Source organism: Candidatus Viadribacter manganicus, assembly GCF_001679665.1.
Lineage (GTDB): Bacteria > Pseudomonadota > Alphaproteobacteria > Caulobacterales > Aquidulcibacteraceae > Vitreimonas > Vitreimonas manganica.
Genome location: NZ_CP013244.1, coordinates 1,436,653 through 1,452,777 on the forward strand (window position 1 = coordinate 1,436,653; position 16,125 = coordinate 1,452,777).

Consider the following 16,125-nt stretch of genomic DNA (forward strand, 5'->3'; position numbering starts at 1 on the left):
CTCTTGCCTGACCCGCGCCTTTGTATACACCGTATACTCAATGTCAACACGAGCCGATATTCTCGCTGCGGCGCGGCAAGCCTTCAATGAGGGCGGCGAAGCGGGGCTTTCGCTGCGAGACGTCGCTGCGCGCGTCGGCCTCACGCCGATGGCGATCTACCGCCACTTCGAAAACAAGCAGGCGCTGCTCAATGCGCTGATGATGGAGGGGCTGGAAGAGTGGCAGCGCCGCATCGCCGCAATCAAACCATGCACCCCAGCAAGATGGCTCATAAAGACAAGCGACGCCTACCTAGATTTTGCACTCGAAGATCCGCGAAAATTCGAGGCGGCGTTTTTGTTGTCGTCAGCAGCGTCGCATCGCTATCCAGATATCTTTCTTGCCAACCGATCACCCACAGTCACCTTGCAGCTTGAACTTGTGCAACGTCTTGTCCTTGGCAAACGAAAGGCCGAAGACGTGCTGCTCACACTCTTTGCCTTGTCTCTTGGTCTTGTAACGCTCTACCGCACAGGGCGCATCGCAGGCGGCGAGCAGAAGTTTAAAACCCTCTACAAGCGCGCCATGAAGAACAGCCTGCTCTCACTAACGGCGAGCGCAGACGATTAGCGGAGGTGTCGGATCACAGCTATTGGCGGGCGAGATCGATACCGGTGTTGCGGGCGCGTGTTCTCAAGAGCACTCTCTTGCGCATCGTGAGATGACGGCGAACAACTTGGCGAGGCGCCATCGCATTGCGGCGGGGTCAAGCTCTTTGGCGCGGTGTCTGTGTCAGTGCGTTGCTGCGCGACAATAGACTTTCATGAGGTTGCCTCCGATTGCGCGCGCAGCTCGCCGCGAACATCTCCCTCGACACCACGGCGTGCTCTGCCAATCCACCGGCCAACGCCCAGTCCAATCATCATCGCAACGACAAATGGCCACACCGCTTGCGGCGCAAGCCCCAGCACAACAAGCGCGGGACCTGGGCAAAGGCCCGCCAGTCCCCACCCCACGCCGAACAATGCAGCGCCGCCAATGAGGCGCAGATCTATTCGTGCAGACTGAGGCGGCTCGAATGCGGCGGCGAAAACCGGCTTTTCTCGATTGCGCGCCAGAAGAAAAAACGGCGCGGCGACCATGACAGCCCCACCCATGACGAACGCAAGTGAAGGATCCCATGCGCCCGCCACGTCGAGGAACCCAAGCACGCGCGCTGGATCCGTCATTCCCGACACAATAAGGCCAACGCCGAACAGAAGCGCTAAGAGAAACGCCAAGATGACGCTCATGGCGCGATGCCATGACGAGCGACAAATACCGTGAGCGCTGCACTGGTCATGAAAGTGACGACGGCCGCCAGCGAACGGCTCGAAAGGCGCCCAAGCCCGCAAACGCCATGGCCGCTCGTGCATCCCGACCCGATGGCCGCTCCAAGTCCCACGACGACACCGGAGGCGCCAAGCGTCTGCCAGGCGACACCGCTGAGCGCTTGCGCAGGCTGGATGTTTAAAGCTGCGCCCCCCACCCCCGCCGCGATCAGCCCGGCCACGAAGGCATAGCGCCATACGCCGCGCTCGAGCAGAACTGCACCGCCAACAACGCCGCTTACGCCCGCTATTCGCCCAGTAAGCAGATAGAGCCCGCCGGCAGCGAGCCCAATCAGCGCGCCACCCATCAATGCAGGTCCGAACACTTCAAGCAGCGCCATCGCGGTCCCCTCAGTAACGCCATCCGATCGCGAAACCGACCGCGGTCTCGCCAAGGCTGATGTTTGCCTCGCCGCCGCCAAACCCCGGAGGCGCGCCCGGTGGAATTGAGTTTCGCCCGTGGACGGTCTGCTCTGGCGCGTAAAGAACATAGCCGCTCAGCTCGACGCGATCGTTGAGCGCATAAGTCGCGCCGATCGTGTACTGATCCTCGACGACGCCGGGCGCCAGGATGTTCAAAAACGTCTGGTCGGCGGGGACAGGATTATCGGCATGGTCATAGCCGGCGCGGAGCGTCAGCGACGGCGAAGCGCGCCAATCCACGCCAAGCTTGTAGCTGGTGGCGTCCTCCCAACCAAATCCAGGCCCGCCGCTGGCGCCAAATGGAATACCCGACACAAGAAGCGGCGCGAGCGTGTTGCCGACCGCGTCGACCTCCGAAAAATTGATGCGCCGAATGTCGAACGCGAGATTGATCGAATCTGTCAGCGCGTAATTTACGCCAACGCCATAGTTGGACGGCACGTCGAATGCGCCGTGATCCTCGAACAACCCACGATACTTCTCGAAATCCTGCGTGTAGGCCCTCGACTGATAGTACGCGCCTGCGCGCAGACGATCGTTCAATTGCCCAAGCCAGCCAACGCGCGCACCGAGGCCGAAGGCCGTATCGGTACTGCGATTGGTAAAGTTTGAAGGATCGCTGGAAGCGGCGGCAAACGGGCCAATGCCTTTGGCGCGGAATGCCTGCCCCACGATAATTGCGGAGACGCCGACACTCTGCCCTTCGCCAAGGCGAAACGCGATTGTCGGCGTAATGAATAATTGCTCGAAGTTGACGCCGGCGTCGTCTGTAGCGCCAAACCGCGCGAAGGGGTTGGTTTGATAATCCGTATTCATCCCGCCATTGCCGTAGACGGTGACGCCCAGAGCGATGTTGTCGCTGAGTTGGCGAACGTAGCCAAACTCCGGGATGAAAAAAGTCTCGGTTCCGTTTCCATCATAGGATGCATCAGCGCCGAACGCGTTCCCAACGATGCTGGCCGAGCGATCAGGGCGAAACAGTTCAATGCCGACATCGAGCCGATTGCCGAGGGACAGCGCGTTCGCCGGATTTGACGCAATGCTGAGCGAGTCCCGCGGGCTTGCGATAGCGGTTCCGCCAGCGCCTTTTTGCTGCGCGCCCGCCCCATGAGAGAAGTAACCGTCGGTGGCGAAGGCCGGGCCGGCGCCCAAAAGCACCCACCCAGTAGCCAGCAGCGGACCCCACCCGCTCCAGACGCCCCTGCTTTTTCTCGCCATGACATACCCTCCCGCGACTTGGACCGCGGCCGAAGCTTCGGCCGGCAAAAACTCGACCGAAATGGTGGGGTTATGCGTGGCGAGCCAGCAATAGCGGTGAGCTAAAGTGTGCGTTTACCCCGACTGCACTCGGCCAGCCGGTCGCGCCGCGCCCGTCAACTCGGCGCGCTCTTGTCGACAACAATCATCGGTAAGGCAGCTGTCGAAGCGAGGCGATTACTCTACCCAGAGATCGTGGAGCGATGACAGTGACAACGCCCGATCCCACGAGGTCGGCGCCGCCTGCGCCAGCGTGAGCAAGAACATGTCAGACCGACTCTTCCTCGGTCGTCTCGGTGCGATATTCGATGCCAAATCCTGACAGGAGCTTTCCCGTCGCAGTCCCAATCTACCGCGACGCTGTTACCCCGCCAGTGAAACAGAGGCAGTAGAACGCTCAGCTGAGAGAATTCAGCGGCGAATGAGTAAATGGCGCGATCGACTGGGTTGAGGGTTACGCGCCTCTAACTGGCGCGGGCGATTGGAAGGCCGGCGAGATGGGCCTCGATCGGCGCGCGGATTGCCCCGGGCAGCGGCAAGTGCTGGGCTTCCTTAGCCCATACCTCCCGAAACCGTTCCACCGTCTCAAACCCCGTGGTCGAGACCAAGCGCTGAGGCAAGCCCGCCTTGGCTGCGAGATAGTCGAACTCATCCCACGTCAGTTTGGAAAACGCTTTCACACGTCCGAGCTTTAAGCCCAGCCCGTCTCCCTCGATGTAAGAGAGCGTCGATAGGAAGTCGTAGGCCGGGGAGAGCCTGGGGCTTCGCCCGTCGCGATAGATCAACGACCAGTTCTTAGCGTGCATATCGCCATTGCCAATGAGTGCGTTGAACACCAGCCTGCGCACGAATTCGCGCGCATCGTCTTCGCCGGCCTCGGTCCAAATGACCTTGGCGATATTGGCGTAGCTCAGAGCGTCGTACTTACGCGCAGGATAGAGCCCAAACACCTGCGCGAAGTCTTCGATGTGGACCTTCCCCCCATCCTCGTGCGTGCGGTCGAAGCGCTGGATGGCGAAGGCGTTGGGCTGCGCCGCCGCCAGCCCATCGGGCAGACCTTCGACTTCATCCAGCGACGCCATGCGAAACTCCGGAATCTCGATCCCCACCGCCCGCGCCAAGCTCATCATCGAAAGTTCGTTCTCGGCGACGTGCGCGTGGCTGAGCGAGGGAAGTTTTACGATCCATTCCCCGCCCACCCCGCGCGCAGGGATAGTGAGCCCCCCTTGGGCGCGCTCTAACGCAGAGAATTTGAGCTGCATGCCGGCGAGCGAAAAACGCAGCACCGCGTTAGAGCCGCGCGGTTCGCTTTCACCTTCGAGACCCGGCGGCAGAGTTTGCCCCTCGGCGGGTCTTACCGTGAGCGCGCCCGGCAAATCTTGGCCCAGCACCCACATCAAGAAGAATTCGCGTTCAGGGTTCACACCCGCGCGCTTGGCGAGATAGTCCCTGAGCGCGCCTTCCGGAAGCAGATTGGAAAAGAAAGGCGGCAGGCGCGTCTGTGTTTGGCGCGGTTGAGTGATGAGGCCCCCGGCTGCGCTCTTGAAAGAAAGCGAGAGCGTCGGCCGCGCGTCGTCGTCGATGTAGTCCTGGTTGAGGGCGAAGAACACCTGGTCGCCGCCCTGGCGCGTCAGCGCGCCGATGACACGATCCCCCAGCAGCACCTCGAGGATATTGAGCGTCGGCGCCATCACGCGCCCTCCTCGTCATCGAGCGTGTAGGCCGGCCGCTGCTCGTCGGCGGCGCGGTGCACGACCGTATTGCGCAATAAGGCGAGCGCGCGCGCGGCCTCGGCCAAGCGCCGCTCGGCCTGCTCGATCATCTTCGGATTGCGGGCCACGAAATCTGCGTGCCCCTTGAGCGACGGCGCCACCAGTTTTTGCGCGGCGGCCACCTGGTTGGCGATGCGCGCGAGTTCGCGAGCTGCGAACGGCGCTGCAAAGGACGCCCCCGCCAACGCCGCGGTGCGCGCGGCCTCATCCAAGCGCCGCGCAGTGAGGTGAAAAGATTCCGGCGCATCCGCCAGCACCCCTTCGCCCCCCTCGCGCACGGCGCGCGCAGCCACCCTAATGCGCTCAAGGTCACGCGCAATTTGCACCGGCACGCGCGCGGCGGCGACATCGCGGATGATCGCTTCGATCGCCGGCGCGGCCTGGCGGGGAGCCAACGTGACTTCCAGATCGAGGAAGCGCGCGAGCTCGATCAGCGTTGAGAATAGGAGATCCACCTGCGCGGTCTCGATCTTCGAAATGTTGGCCTGAGTGACGCCGCTACGGGCCGCGAGCTCGCGTTGGCTCCAGCCTTTGGCCTCGCGCGCCTTCCGCAACAGGGCTCCGAGCGCCTTAAGTTGAGCCTGATGCTTCATACGATATCAATCCGATGTGGTGATATCTGAATATATATCGACAAAACCGTAAATATCAAACCACACCGATGCTGCAATCTACATCAGGTAATGTGTTTGATATCAAACAAAGCATCATGAGATTGAAGCCAACCGCACGCAAGCGGGATCAGGCGCGAATGGCGCGGTCTTGGCTGCCGGGTCGGCGGACTGGCTGAGAGTGCGCTCTGGCTTGAAGCTAAGGTCGCGGCCAAGTCGTGGTCGGTGTCTACCGAGCGTTCGACGCGATATGGCATCAGCCTGATTATGTCCCGTATACGATACATAATTGGCTTTGGGCGATATTTGTATCTTATATGGGACGGCAGACTTGTTGTACTGTCTCTTTTACGATACATATTGAAGCAATGCCGTAGATTTGTACCTTATAAAGGTCAACATGATCGACCTAACCACCATCGGCCAAAGGATCCGAGAGCGCCGGCGTGAACTCGGCTTGTCCCAGCAAGAGCTTGCGCAAAGGGCCAAGGTCGCCCGGAGCCGGGTCGCGCCGCTGGAGAACGACCGCCTCCCAGACATCGGCTTCAACACCCTGATGAAGATCCTGGGCGCGCTCGAGCTTGATCTACGTATCACCACGCTCAATCGCCAACGCCCCACGCTGGATGATCTGCGCGCGGAGCGAGAAGAATGATACGCGTCTGGACCGATGGCGAACGCGCCGGCGTTCTCGACCGCGCTAAGGCTCGGGGCTCCGTCTTCGCCTATGCCCCCGACGCCGCGGCCGACCGGGCGGTTTCGGTGACAATGCCCGTTCGCCTCGAATCCTGGAACACTGATCGGGGCCTTGCGCCGATCTTCGAGATGAACCTTCCCGAAGGCGCCTTGCGCGAGCGGCTCCAGCGCATGTTCGCCAAAGCGTCAGATCGTTTCGATGATCTCGATCTGCTTGAGGTCGTTGGAGCAAGCCAGATCGGACGCACTCGATATTCCCCCCTTGATCGCGATCTTGAGGAAAAGGTCCCCACTCAATCCATCCAGGAAATTCTCCGTACGCGACACAGCAACGAGCTGTTTGAGTATTTGCTGCAGCGTTTCGCGCAGCATTCAGGCCTTTCCGGCGTTCAGCCCAAAGTCATGATCCGCTCGGCGGACGCCAACACCTCCGACAAGAAGGCAAGGCGTTCGCCGACAATCCAAAGCGCCACGCACATTGTGAAGTTCTGGGAGCGCGAAGAATATCCTGAGCTTGCCGCAAATGAATTCTATTGCCTCACAGCCGCGCGCGCCCTTGGACTTCCCGTTCCCCATTTCGAACTTTCAGATGACGGCGGCGCGCTCGTCGTCGAGAGGTTCGATCTTGCAGACGGCGCGTATCTCGGATTTGAAGATTTTTGCGTCCTTAGCGCCCTTGGCGCTGCTCAGAAATACGAAGGCTCCTACGAAACGCGGGTGTTCAAAAGACTCCGCGATTATTTGGACCCGATCGAATTGCCCAACGCCTTCGAGCAATTGTTCAAACTCTTCGTCCTCAATTGCGCCCTTCGCAACGGCGACGCGCATCTTAAGAATTTTGGCATCGTCTATGAGAACGTGAACGGCGCTTCGCGCCTCGCGCCGGTATATGACATTGTCAACACAACAGCCTACATCCCGCCCGACCTGATGGCTTTGAGCCTGGAAGGCTCGAAGCGCTGGCCAGATCGGCCCAAACTCATACGCCTTGGCCAATTACGATGCGGGCTGTCAACGCCCCGCATCGAAGCGATATTGGAAGCGACCGCGGACGCGCTCGCCGACACGGCTCCCGCGCTCGCGCGCCACTTCAAGAACAGCGAGTTTGAGATCGGCGAACGCATTCGCGCGGCCTGGGAGAGCGGCATTCGCGATACGCTTGGGCTCTCACGCGGCCTTGCATTAGTCCCCGCACAACCACGCGCACGCACGCGACGCGCCGGCCAGCCCGCTCGTTCCGACGCCCTGCTCCTAGAGCACCTGCGCGCGCATGGCGGCATGATCTCGGGTACGCAAAAATCGATCGCCGACGCCATTGGCGTCCCGCCCACGACGCTGAGCAGCGCTATCAGGCGCCTCGTTGACCGTGGGCTATTGTTCAATGGCCGACGCTCACTTCAATTGCTTGAGCGTGAGGTCTAGCAGGGAAATTGCGAACGCAAGGCGGTGCGCCGCCAGGCCATGAACTTCGACGACAGCCTCCGACACAACAGGAGGGCCGAAGACCTCTCGGACTTTTTTCGACAGAACGTACGTGTTGCGCTCACCGTTTGAGACCGCCCTCCATTGCGGTCAGTGGCTTAGCTCACGCCTCAATGGCGTGTAGTCGCCGAAGCGCGACATTTGCCGCCCAGGCCGCTAACGTCAGACCATGCTGAGTCAAGAACTCTTAGACCGCGTTCGTTTCCGCGCCGAAGACGCTCGGACGCGAACAGACCTTCTCAACAACGTAGGCGCTGGATCTACGCTGATCGCAAGAGCGAGCCTGGAGCAGATCAAGACGGCTGAGAATGAACTCGGCTTCCCGCTGCCTCGTGATCTCGTTGACCTGTACTTGAAGATAGCAAACGGCGGTTTCGGGCCCGGATGCGGCATCATCGGACTCTCTAGCGGCTGGACCGATGACCAAGGCGCCACGCTTGTTTCTTTGTACCTAGATTGCCTCGAGCGCCGGAAACAAAGCGATCCAGACTGGCGATGGCCGCAACGCCTGCTGCCGTTCTGCTATTTGGGTTGCGCATCTTACTCATGCATCGACTGCAACAGTGAGAGCGCCCGCGTTGTTGCTGCAGATTCTGAAGTTGATGGATGGCCTGAGGAGTGCTCCAGCCTGCGAGAGTGGATCACCGCGTGGGCCGCGGGCGAAGACATGGGGGAGCGATACCGCGTTGTGGTCTCGCCATATTATCCCGACTAAGTCGCGGACAAAATCACGACCGGCTAAGGCGCTCAATTCGTGACGCTCGCGTCAGTGACGGCCGACCGGCCTAATCTCGCCGGACTCGGAGCGTTCAGCCTGCAGAACGCTGTCATCAGAAGAGTCTCGGCAATGCCCTAGCATCGCGACCATGCTCCGAGTGGGCCATCACCCACCTTCCCGATGGACGGGCATCCACCCTCATCGTAGTTTTGGATGTTTGTCGTTCGGACGAGGGGCGTTTGATTTGCGATACGTGACGTTGGTTGGCGCATTGCTGGGGCTCGCTGCGTGCGGTCCGAGTGGCGGGGAAGACAACGAATCTGCGAACAGCGCAGCCACCTCTTTACCGAGCGGCTTTCCGCAGGCCGAACTCTCGGCGCGCGGCGCTGAGTGTGTCGTCTATCTGGGGCTTAGCATTCAGGCCAACGTCACGCCGGCAGGGCGCGATGCGCCCATTATGCAGCAGGCCGCGGACCAGTGGCAGGCCGCGATGCGGATCGACGGTCACATGAGTGACGTCGAGGTGGAGCAACTTATCGCGAGCTCCGTCAATCCGCTGAGCTCGACGTCTGCTGCTCAGCGTGATGGCGCCTCAGCGTGGTGCGTCGACAATGCCCCCGAGCCTGATCCAGAGGGATAAGTTTGCACCAATCGCGCCCCGCTCTTAGGCGTGGGCCGGCCCGCATCCGGACGTCTGACTCTGCAGTACGTCTACAAACCAATACGCCCGCACTTCGTGGATTAGCCTGAGCTCGCTGGGAGAGTGATCTAATGAAAGCGAAGTCGGTATAACGAATGGAGAAGCGAGCGCCGTTAGACGGACCTTCAATGAAACCAGGACGCGCCGGTGGACCCTTAGCCCCTTGGCAGGGCCGAGCAGGCTAACCATCTGCGGCGCGTAGGAGTTCCGCGATGATCCTAGGCTTATTGGCGCTCTGCATTGTGATTATTCGGGGCTTCCCTGAAACGACGACGGCTCAGTGGCTCAACAAGGTCTTGGTTGAACAGCCCCTTGAATGGCTCTCGAAGTTCAAACGGCGCGACATCATTTTGCTGTTTGTGACCGCAGTCCTGTTCCTCACGGCCGGCGAATTCATCGCGGCGTTCGGCGCCGCAGAGCTTCTCGCCATGGCTGCGAACTTGTCGTTGTATGTCGACGCAGTGTTAGTGACGACAGCTGCGACGATCGCGGCAACCATTGCAACCGCATGGCGCGACATGCGCGCGCGTGTTTCCGCATGGTTGCGGCGCGGCGCCGCGCGGCAAATCAGAGCGCGAAAGACACGACGGCCGAAGCCGCTCGATGACGAAGATGCGCCGGGATGGGCGCTATCCCACGCGTTTTGAGCGTTCGCGTTCACGCTCCACGGAGCAGATCTCTTCTCACACGAACGTCCTAATCGGACCATCGCCCGCCCGCTGGTACATTTCACGACGGGCTTGGTCGCTCAATTCCAGTCGGTGGTCATGTTGCGTGAGCTAAGGCGCGAGCGCGCCGGTAAGCGTATTTCGGCGATGCGAACCACAATTTGGAGGCCGCTTGAGGGCGCCAATGTCCGGCAACGTACAGATTTTCTTGTGCCCTCATGTTGCGATCGGGAACAGAGAGATTGTGAGATGCCGAGGGAAGTCCAAGAATCGAGAAGGTCCTACATCGTGCGCCGCGCCGAGCGTTTAGCCGAGACCGGTGACTTTGCTACGTGCCACGCCATTGAAGTCGCACTGAGGCGCCAGGGCTTCATCGAAGCGTTCGAAGTGCTCCAGAGTTCGGGTCAGCGAAAACGACTGATCTGGCTTTGTACGCCATTGAGAGAGTGAGGTGACGCCTAACCGCATTCAAATATCTCAATGCGGCGTTAGCGCTTATCCAATCTGACCATCGCAATAATTCATGAACGGCGGACTCGCTCAAGTCGAGCCATTGGTCATCGTGCGCACACTCAGGCAGGTCATCGCCGGCGCCGGTCGCTTCGAAAGCCAAACCTCGCGGCACTGCAGACACTCGTCCACCGCATAGTTTCCTGCGGTGAAACCCACTCAGGCCGCTTGGCGAATTGCTGGGGTGAGCGCGGCCGGAAGCAACAAGGTGAACTTCGAACCGGCCCCGGGCGCACTTGTCACCTCGACCTCGCCGCCCATCGAGCGGGCTAGTTTTCTGGTAATCGAGAGTCCCAACCCTGCCCCACCATACTCGCGCGCTATTGCTTCGTTAGCTTGCTGGAATGGCGAGAATAGGCGAGCCATCGCCTCGGGTTCGATTCCGATACCCGTATCGACAACATCAAACGCAATAAAGTCCTGATCACCCGCGCTCTCGCGCCGGGTCCTAAGCTCAATATTACCGTTCTTTGTGAATTTCGCTGCGTTTCCAGCAAGATTTACCAAGCATTGCATGAGCAGCTTGGGGTCAGCAGAAACGCAAGCGTCGTCAAGGCCCGTCGATACAACCAATGTGTTGCCATTCGCATGCGCCAAAGGCCTGATAACGTCGTACACCTCAGAAACAGCCCCAGCGACCTTGACCTCCTCCAAACAGAGCGTGTCGCTTTTCGCATCTATGCGGGCATGTTGCAGAATGTCATTGACGAGCCTTAGCAAGTGCTTGCCCGCACTTCGGCGTCCGCTTTTGGGGCGATGCAGGCGTCAGATTAAGCAGCAAAGCACCAGAACGACTCGCTGGTCACAACGCGGTTGCATTGCAACTTATCCCGAATCTGAACGCCGTTGGCTCTATGTCGCGTGCGGGCAAGATTAGTTCCAGCGCGAGCTGTAAGAATGGCAGCGGCAAGAGACGCATCACTGAAGACTGTGCTGCACACGAGGCGCTTGGCCTCAACGCCCGCGAGATATTCTATCGTATATCGGATTGTATTCCTCGCTCGAACGCTGTCAGGGCTCGCCAGCGCCGTCGGCGCTACCTTCTCCCGAGGAAAGCTGCTGCGCTATCTTGCCGGAGTCTCAGTCTGGAGCGGCTACGAACGAGAATGCAGAAGTGTTCTTTTCATGATCGCCATAGCGCACGACGTAAGACACGCCCAATGTCAGCGCGTACTGCTCAGCTTCAGGACTGGTCACAAAGACGCCCGCAAGATGCCAGGGCGAAAGACGCATAACGCCCCACCCCGAGCCCAATTGTTCACCCGGAATTGGCATTTTCATCTCCATCCGCAAAAGCATGGGCTAATCAACACTTGACGCATGCGAACGCGCCTCGATCGGAAACCAATCGATGTACGCCGGAGCCACTAGTTCTTCGGCGCGTCGCGGAAAGTCCGGGTAAGCAGGCTGTCGCCCTTCCAGATTTCCACGATGAAGTGGCGGTCTTTGTCGCCTTGCGCGTGATCGCCCGCGGCCGCATCGGTTTCGAATGGAAGAAACTCCGAGCGCTCGGTGACGCCGCGCTCGTTCAAATATCGGATTGAGTAGTTCATGTGATCCGCTCCGCGGATTTCAGCATGCGCGAAGCCTTCGCATCGGGCTGGCATGTGCGGCATACGTGTTGCGACCTTGCTGGCCGCGACGTCTCACCGGACGAGTGCAGTCATGCACTCGTCCAGCGCGATCGTGCTTAGCTCTTCTTGGGTTCAGCGACCGGGGCCGCCGCCGGCGCGGGCGCGGCTGATTGCTTGGTGTCGGCTGAAACCTTGTCGGGCTGTTGCGCGGGCGCGTTCGCAGGCGCCTGCGGCGCCGCCTTGGGCTCGTTGCTCATATCAAATCTCTTGGAAAACGTCAGAAGACTCTGACTCATTGTAGGTGGCGATCCGGTGGCGCCATTACAATGGCGCTTGACCGAATTGCACGGTTTGGCGGCGCATAACATGCGTCAACTTGCATGCGCCTGCGTGCAGCAGCGCGAGAGCATCATCACCGCGAAAGCGTCACCGACGAGGCGCTTGATGAGCGCTGATTCAAAACCTTCGGCGAGCAGCGCGTAAGCGACTTGATGCCAGTGTTTGTAGCAGCCGCTGTCGGCTAACGGGCTCATCGAATTGCGATCGCAGCGCCCAAGCTGTCGCTCGCTTCTCGCGGCCACAATAGAGCGTCGATGCCGTGAACGACGCCGTTTGCGGCTTCCAGATCGGGCTTGATGACACGCGCCCCATTCGCCTTCAGGCCATTGCGGCCATCAATGAGAACCTCGCCACCTGTTCGCATGGTCGCTCGAATGCGCTTGCTGGCAAATCGCGCTGCAACAACGCGGCCCGGGGCGAAGTGATAGCCCAATACCTGTTGAAGCTTGGCGCGATCACGATGCAGGAAGCTATCGAGCGCCACCGACGACATCGCGTTAAAAGCCGCGTCGGTGGGGGCAAACACAGTGAAAGGACCGTCCGCTTCAAGCGCGTCATAATAGTCGCTGGAGCGCAGCGCCGCGGCGAAAGTGTAAAATCCCGCGCGATCGGCAACACTCACGACAGATAGTCGAGCCATTTCTGAGCGCCCCTATCTCAGCGCTGCATTGTAAGCGTCGCGTGTCCTCACATAGCCTTGGTAAAGGACGCGCAACTGCGAACCAGGTTCGCCAGTTGCGCGGCCGTGAAAGCGCGCGAGGCCCGCTTCGCGATCGCCGAAAATGCGAGCAATCTCGATCATCCAGGCTTTATCGGCGGCGCTCGCCGCTTGAAATAGCGCGAACTTGCTCACGCCGCCCCTTGCAGGCGCTTGATCTCTTCGCGTAGCTGGCGCTCGTCGAAAATGCGGCCGGTGTCGGTGTCGCGAATGCGGATTAGGCGCATGCCGCGCCGCGACAGCCCAGCCGCCCACTCGAGCGCAGCTTTTATGTCTGTCAGCGTGTTGCTCGCCTCGAAGCGAAGTCCCGCGCCCGGCGATGAATTCACGATAAAGGCCATCCTTAACGCTCCCGTCGGGCAAGCACCTGAACCGGAAGGCGCGCATGTGCGGGCGACCCTCAGGGGTCGCCAAAAAGCGCTGGTTCTGTTTGCTGATGAGAGACACCCTAACACAGCCCGCAGACGATTGCGCGATTTATCTCACGCGTTCGGGCAGTTCGCGCCCATGAAGGACGTCTGCTGATTCTTAAGGAGAAGGCATGACAAGGTTCGTAAAGTTCAATTCTGCCACCGATCCGAAAATCGAAGTGCATATCAATCCTGACGAGGTCGCTGCGGTGCGTGACTCCCACGGCAAGACCATCATTCTGTTTCGCGGAATCGCAGCCACGGAAACAGTTCAAGGCTCGATCGCAAGCGTCGTCGCCGCGCTTACGCAAGTAACCTGAAGAATTTGACCTAGCCGATGTCTGTCTTGCAGGTTCGACACGCCACAACCTACCGCTATCGACGCGCCGTCACGATTGGCCCGCATCGACTGATGCTTCGCCCGAGGGACAGTCACGATCTGCGTTTGATCTCAGCCGAGCTTGTCTGCACGCCCTCAGCAGCGCTTACGTGGTCCCACGACGTGTTCGGCAATTCGTTGGCTCATGCCACGTTCGCCGAACCTGCAGACACGCTTACGATCGCAAGCACTTTCGCGGTCGAGCAATACGCTCCGGAGTGGCCGATTTTTCCTATCGCGGTGTCCGCGCACCAATATCCGTTCGCGTACACGCCGGACGAATGCATGGATCTTGGCGCACTCCTGAGCCCGCAATATCCCGATCTGGAAGGGCGTTTGCAGGCTTGGGCGCAAACATTCGTACACGGCGCTCAGACCGACACGCTGTCGTTGCTGAAAGACCTCAATACGGGAATTTCGGCGGGGATTTCTTATCAAAGCCGCGAGGACGAGCGCACACAAGAGCCGCTAGAGACGATCGCGCGCGGCTGGGGCACGTGCCGCGACTTCGCGGTGCTGTTCGTTGAGGCCGCGCGCACGCTCGGATTCGGAGCGCGGATCGTATCTGGCTATGTGTACGATTCCGGACAGGCGCTCACACCCGCGCGAGGCGCTGGATCGACCCACGCTTGGGCGGAAATCTATCTTCCCGGCGCCGGCTGGATCGTTTTCGACCCTACCAATCGAACGTTTGGCGGAGCCAACCTCATCCCAATAGCTGTGGCGCGCGCCATTACCCAGACCTCACCCATTTCCGGCGCATTCGTCGGCGCGCCTGACGACTTCATCGGACTAAGTGTCGAGGTCTCGGTGATCTCGTCTCAGAGCTGACACAACATCGACGTCTCACGCCTCGCGCAATTGCTGTCCAATCTGATTGGAAACGCCATCATGCACGGGGACCCGGCAACCGCCACTCGCGTTCGGGCGCCTCACGAAGACGACGAACTGGCCATCTCGGTCACCAACACGGGCGCCCCGATCCCTGAAGCCGCGTACAAAACCTCTTTCAACCCGTCTTTCGCGGCGAGGTTCGTCCCAGTCAGCACGGATTGGGCTTGGGTCTCTACATCGGTTCTGAAATCGCCCGCGCCCACGCTGGCGGCCTGATTGCCCCGTCCGTCGAGGGCGAGACCCCCATTGTGCTGCGTGTTCCCGCTTGAGCGTTCAGCGCAATAATTCCAAGCGCACGGCGAAACTGCGCTTTCGCATGCGGTCTGTCTGCACGCTGAAGCTAAATCGCTGACCGACCGCAAGATCAGAAAGTCCGGCGCGTTCGACTTCACTTACATAAACAGCGATGTCGCCGCCGCCATCGTCACGTGTGAGTTCACCCATGCCCCGGCGCGCATCATAAGACTTCACGGCGCCGTTCATCGGGCGAGGGCTTCCGGTTCGCGTGGCCACAAGACACCATCGATACCATGCACGACGCAGGCGCCGATCAGTACATCCGGTTGTGCTATGATCGCCGCATTGACGCGCAGACCATCGCGACCGTCAATGATGAGGCTTTGGCCGCTGTAGGTCACCGCACGGATGCGTTTGCCAACAAACCGCGCCGACACAACTTTTCCAGCCGCGAAGTGATAGCCGGCGACCGATCGGAGCAATTGTTCATCGGCTTCCATCAAAGTTCTGAACGCGCCGAGCGGAAATTTTGAGAACGCTGCATCGGTCGGTGCGAAAATCGTGTAGGGCCCGCCGCTCTGCAGCAAATCGCCAAACGGGCTCGTGCGCAGCATGCGCGCGAAAACGCTGAAACCGGCCGCTTCGATCGCGTTTGTCATCATAATCATGTGCTTGCTTTCTTGCCGCGCGCAGTTGCGCGCCGCGCCTCCACTTGCGTGGCGATGAGCGCGAGCGGCCTCTCCTCCCGCGCAAAACCAAGCAACGGCAGCAGCTCTTCGGCTTGCTGCCGTTGGATGGCGGAAACTGGGTCCTTCAAACGAACAGCGTTCGCGTACAGGCTCTCCAGCTCATTGTCTGAGAGATCGGGGATGCGATCACCGATCGTCACGACGACTACTCGGTCTTGAGATTGGTCGCCGAATCGCGGCCCTGGCGATCGCGTTCAAGATCGAACGAAACGCGCTGGCCGTCGGCCAGGCCGCTTAGACCAGCGCGCTCGACGGCCGAAACGTGGACAAACACGTCCTTGGCCCCGCCTTCTGGCGCGATGAAACCAAAGCCTTTGGCGGAATTGAAAAACTTAACGGTGCCGACAGTCATTTTGACGTCTCCAAATTCAGATGGCCCGCGTGGACATTCCACGACGAGCGGCGATTTTTCGAAGGAGACTGCAAATAACCGGCGCGACAGCGAGGGATCAAAGCGTGACGCGACGAGGATCGATGAAAAAGATATAGGCGCTTAAGGCTCAAAAGTCCATGGAACGCGCCCGCTTTCGCAGTCACAGCACAAAATGCCGAATTTATGGGGTCGTGCACCGGCACAAGTGTTAGGGTCTTCGCCTCATTCATAGCACGACGAGACTTCTGGCCGCGAATGCGCGCGA

Annotated in this window: 26 protein-coding genes; 9 read left to right on the forward strand and 17 right to left on the reverse strand. The window is 60.1% G+C overall.

The window, feature by feature from the left end:
• The first annotated feature begins 40 nt into the window (after positions 1-40).
• Positions 41-610, forward strand: a complete 570-nt coding sequence (locus ATE48_RS07435; protein ID WP_066769615.1) for a TetR/AcrR family transcriptional regulator — start codon at positions 41-43, stop codon at positions 608-610.
• Positions 611-801: 191 nt separating this feature from the next.
• Here ATE48_RS07435 and ATE48_RS07440 read toward each other — a convergent pair whose 3' ends face one another.
• The 5 genes from ATE48_RS07440 to ATE48_RS07460 all read right to left on the reverse strand — a co-directional run bounded on the left by ATE48_RS07440 (position 802) and on the right by ATE48_RS07460 (position 5,395).
• A complete protein-coding gene (locus ATE48_RS07440) occupies positions 802-1,272 on the reverse strand; it encodes a DUF6691 family protein (RefSeq protein WP_066769619.1) in 471 nt (156 codons plus the stop codon).
• Positions 1,269-1,691, reverse strand: coding sequence for a YeeE/YedE family protein (locus tag ATE48_RS07445; protein ID WP_066769622.1), 423 nt, complete (start codon positions 1,689-1,691; stop codon positions 1,269-1,271). The genes ATE48_RS07440 and ATE48_RS07445 overlap by 4 nt, the downstream gene beginning before the upstream one ends.
• Positions 1,692-1,701: 10 nt before the next feature.
• A complete protein-coding gene (locus tag ATE48_RS07450) occupies positions 1,702-2,991 on the reverse strand; it encodes an OmpP1/FadL family transporter (RefSeq protein ID WP_066769624.1) in 1,290 nt (429 codons plus the stop codon).
• A 503-nt stretch (positions 2,992-3,494) separates the two neighbouring features.
• The gene (locus ATE48_RS07455) at positions 3,495-4,721 is read right to left on the reverse strand and encodes a type II toxin-antitoxin system HipA family toxin (protein WP_066769626.1); all 1,227 of its coding nucleotides are present in this window, start codon (positions 4,719-4,721) and stop codon (positions 3,495-3,497) included.
• Positions 4,721-5,395 carry a helix-turn-helix domain-containing protein gene (locus ATE48_RS07460; protein ID WP_066769629.1) on the reverse strand — a complete coding sequence of 225 codons (675 nt, stop codon included), beginning with the start codon at positions 5,393-5,395 and terminating at the stop codon, positions 4,721-4,723. Before ATE48_RS07460 ends, ATE48_RS07455 begins: the two co-directional genes overlap by 1 nt.
• 418 nt (positions 5,396-5,813) lie before the next feature.
• Between ATE48_RS07460 and ATE48_RS07465 the strand changes: the two genes are divergently transcribed.
• The 5 genes from ATE48_RS07465 to ATE48_RS07485 all read left to right on the forward strand — a co-directional run bounded on the left by ATE48_RS07465 (position 5,814) and on the right by ATE48_RS07485 (position 9,656).
• Positions 5,814-6,068 (forward strand): helix-turn-helix domain-containing protein, encoded by a 255-nt coding sequence (locus ATE48_RS07465; RefSeq protein ID WP_066769632.1) that lies wholly within the window; start codon positions 5,814-5,816, stop codon positions 6,066-6,068.
• Positions 6,065-7,531 (forward strand): HipA domain-containing protein, encoded by a 1,467-nt coding sequence (locus tag ATE48_RS07470; RefSeq protein WP_066769634.1) that lies wholly within the window; start codon positions 6,065-6,067, stop codon positions 7,529-7,531. Before ATE48_RS07465 ends, ATE48_RS07470 begins: the two co-directional genes overlap by 4 nt.
• Positions 7,532-7,760: 229 nt before the next feature.
• The gene (locus tag ATE48_RS20410; protein WP_066769637.1) at positions 7,761-8,306 is read left to right on the forward strand and encodes an SMI1/KNR4 family protein; all 546 of its coding nucleotides are present in this window, start codon (positions 7,761-7,763) and stop codon (positions 8,304-8,306) included.
• A gap of 247 nt (positions 8,307-8,553) precedes the next feature.
• Positions 8,554-8,949 carry a hypothetical protein gene (locus tag ATE48_RS07480; RefSeq protein WP_156767655.1) on the forward strand — a complete coding sequence of 132 codons (396 nt, stop codon included), beginning with the start codon at positions 8,554-8,556 and terminating at the stop codon, positions 8,947-8,949.
• A 272-nt stretch (positions 8,950-9,221) separates the two neighbouring features.
• Positions 9,222-9,656: a hypothetical protein gene (locus ATE48_RS07485; protein ID WP_066769641.1), complete on the forward strand. Its 435-nt coding sequence runs from the start codon at positions 9,222-9,224 to the stop codon at positions 9,654-9,656.
• A 690-nt stretch (positions 9,657-10,346) separates the two neighbouring features.
• Here the strand turns inward: ATE48_RS07485 and ATE48_RS07490 are convergent.
• The 8 genes from ATE48_RS07490 to ATE48_RS07520 all read right to left on the reverse strand — a co-directional run bounded on the left by ATE48_RS07490 (position 10,347) and on the right by ATE48_RS07520 (position 13,159).
• Entirely contained in the window at positions 10,347-10,805 is a 459-nt protein-coding gene (locus tag ATE48_RS07490) for an ATP-binding protein (RefSeq protein WP_228126843.1), read from the reverse strand.
• Between the two features lie 462 nt (positions 10,806-11,267).
• Entirely contained in the window at positions 11,268-11,462 is a 195-nt protein-coding gene (locus ATE48_RS07495; protein ID WP_228126844.1) for a hypothetical protein, read from the reverse strand.
• 92 nt (positions 11,463-11,554) lie between these two features.
• Entirely contained in the window at positions 11,555-11,740 is a 186-nt protein-coding gene (locus tag ATE48_RS07500) for a hypothetical protein (RefSeq protein WP_156767656.1), read from the reverse strand.
• 137 nt (positions 11,741-11,877) lie between these two features.
• Complete coding sequence (locus ATE48_RS07505) at positions 11,878-12,018, reverse strand: hypothetical protein (protein ID WP_156767657.1); 141 nt, start codon at positions 12,016-12,018, stop codon at positions 11,878-11,880.
• A gap of 114 nt (positions 12,019-12,132) precedes the next feature.
• On the reverse strand, positions 12,133-12,294 hold the full coding sequence (locus tag ATE48_RS19715) for a hypothetical protein (protein ID WP_156767658.1): 162 nt from the start codon (positions 12,292-12,294) through the stop codon (positions 12,133-12,135).
• Positions 12,291-12,740 (reverse strand): fasciclin domain-containing protein, encoded by a 450-nt coding sequence (locus tag ATE48_RS07510; RefSeq protein WP_066769665.1) that lies wholly within the window; start codon positions 12,738-12,740, stop codon positions 12,291-12,293. The genes ATE48_RS19715 and ATE48_RS07510 overlap by 4 nt, the downstream gene beginning before the upstream one ends.
• A 12-nt stretch (positions 12,741-12,752) precedes the next feature.
• Positions 12,753-12,953 carry a hypothetical protein gene (locus tag ATE48_RS07515; RefSeq protein WP_066769667.1) on the reverse strand — a complete coding sequence of 67 codons (201 nt, stop codon included), beginning with the start codon at positions 12,951-12,953 and terminating at the stop codon, positions 12,753-12,755.
• Positions 12,950-13,159, reverse strand: coding sequence for a hypothetical protein (locus tag ATE48_RS07520; RefSeq protein WP_066769669.1), 210 nt, complete (start codon positions 13,157-13,159; stop codon positions 12,950-12,952). Before ATE48_RS07520 ends, ATE48_RS07515 begins: the two co-directional genes overlap by 4 nt.
• A 200-nt stretch (positions 13,160-13,359) precedes the next feature.
• Here ATE48_RS07520 and ATE48_RS07525 point away from each other — a divergent pair, with 200 nt between their 5' ends.
• The 3 genes from ATE48_RS07525 to ATE48_RS20415 are packed head-to-tail and all read left to right on the forward strand — an operon-like array spanning position 13,360 to position 14,717.
• The gene (locus tag ATE48_RS07525; RefSeq protein WP_066769671.1) at positions 13,360-13,548 is read left to right on the forward strand and encodes a hypothetical protein; all 189 of its coding nucleotides are present in this window, start codon (positions 13,360-13,362) and stop codon (positions 13,546-13,548) included.
• Positions 13,549-13,565: 17 nt separating this feature from the next.
• Positions 13,566-14,438: a transglutaminase family protein gene (locus ATE48_RS07530; protein ID WP_066769676.1), complete on the forward strand. Its 873-nt coding sequence runs from the start codon at positions 13,566-13,568 to the stop codon at positions 14,436-14,438.
• Between the two features lie 6 nt (positions 14,439-14,444).
• Positions 14,445-14,717, forward strand: a complete 273-nt coding sequence (locus ATE48_RS20415; RefSeq protein WP_156767887.1) for an ATP-binding protein — start codon at positions 14,445-14,447, stop codon at positions 14,715-14,717.
• A 57-nt stretch (positions 14,718-14,774) separates the two neighbouring features.
• Here the strand turns inward: ATE48_RS20415 and ATE48_RS07540 are convergent, their stop codons facing one another.
• The 4 genes from ATE48_RS07540 to ATE48_RS07555 are packed head-to-tail and all read right to left on the reverse strand — an operon-like array spanning position 14,775 to position 15,839.
• Positions 14,775-14,984, reverse strand: a complete 210-nt coding sequence (locus ATE48_RS07540; protein WP_066769680.1) for a cold-shock protein — start codon at positions 14,982-14,984, stop codon at positions 14,775-14,777.
• A complete protein-coding gene (locus ATE48_RS07545) occupies positions 14,981-15,406 on the reverse strand; it encodes a fasciclin domain-containing protein (RefSeq protein ID WP_066769683.1) in 426 nt (141 codons plus the stop codon). Before ATE48_RS07545 ends, ATE48_RS07540 begins: the two co-directional genes overlap by 4 nt.
• Positions 15,403-15,627, reverse strand: coding sequence for a hypothetical protein (locus tag ATE48_RS07550; protein WP_066769686.1), 225 nt, complete (start codon positions 15,625-15,627; stop codon positions 15,403-15,405). Before ATE48_RS07550 ends, ATE48_RS07545 begins: the two co-directional genes overlap by 4 nt.
• Before the next feature lie 5 nt (positions 15,628-15,632).
• Positions 15,633-15,839: a cold-shock protein gene (locus ATE48_RS07555; protein ID WP_066769688.1), complete on the reverse strand. Its 207-nt coding sequence runs from the start codon at positions 15,837-15,839 to the stop codon at positions 15,633-15,635.
• Positions 15,840-16,125 lie beyond the last annotated feature (286 nt).